The organism is Pseudoalteromonas sp. C8, assembly GCF_011378685.1.
GTDB lineage: Bacteria > Pseudomonadota > Gammaproteobacteria > Enterobacterales > Alteromonadaceae > Pseudoalteromonas > Pseudoalteromonas arctica.
Genome location: NZ_WTKT01000057.1, coordinates 1 through 873, shown reverse-complemented (window position 1 = coordinate 873; position 873 = coordinate 1). Strand labels below are relative to the sequence as shown.

The window sequence follows — 873 nt, the reverse complement described above, 5'->3', positions numbered from 1 at the left end:
CAGACGATTTTCATTATGATGAGGCAACGCAAACATGCCGCTGCCCTGCAGGCAATGCCATGTGGCGAAGCGGGGTCAATGTAAACAGCCATAACCAACAATACACACGATTCTGCGGTTACTTAAAAGATTGCAAAGTATGTCCACTACAACAGCAATGTATGCGAAAGCCACCCATTAAAACGGGGCGACAAGTACAGTTTATAAATAATAAATCACGCAAAAAGCTGAGCTATGTAGACAAAATGAAAGTAAAAATAGACAGCCCCATAGGTCGACGACAATATAGCAAACGACTTGGTTGTATTGAGCCAGTGTTCGGGAACATTACAGTGAATAAAGGCATGAATAAATTGACCTTACGGGGTCAAACAAAAGTGAATGCGCAATGGCAACTGTATTGCCTTGTTCATAATATAGAAAAGCTGCAGAACACGATGCATTAAGAAGGGTAAGCCCTCTTACTCTAAATAAAAGCCACTCAAACACCCGNAAAAGCTGCAGAACACGATGCATTAAGAAGGGTAAGCCCTCTTACTCTAAATAAAAGCCACTCAACCACCCGTAATCCCTTCCAAAACGCCAATTAAAACAATATCAAACACTTCTATATTCTGCGTAAAAATACAGTAATCAATTGAACCAAAATAGGAACTCAGCTATGGTTTGTTTATCAATAAAAACAAATTTAAAAACGAGTTAATCTACAGGCTCGTTAGTTGCCTTAGGAGTCACAGTTGAATTTTGATGATTTAAAATTAATAGTGACACCCATCCTAAATTTTGCTCTTTTTTAAATTAAGGACTACGTTTATTTAGTGTAAAAAACAAGCAGGGTGTCTTATGGCTATCGCAAGAAAGCGTCAAGTAAGT

General features: G+C 38.4%; 1 protein-coding gene. It reads left to right on the top strand.

Going from position 1 to position 873, the window contains the following annotated elements; genetic code table 11:
• Nucleotides 1-446 (top strand): transposase (locus GQR39_RS20015; protein WP_206007913.1); only part of this gene is annotated, 446 nt, incomplete at its 5' end.
• Nucleotides 447-873: the final 427 nt, after the last annotated feature.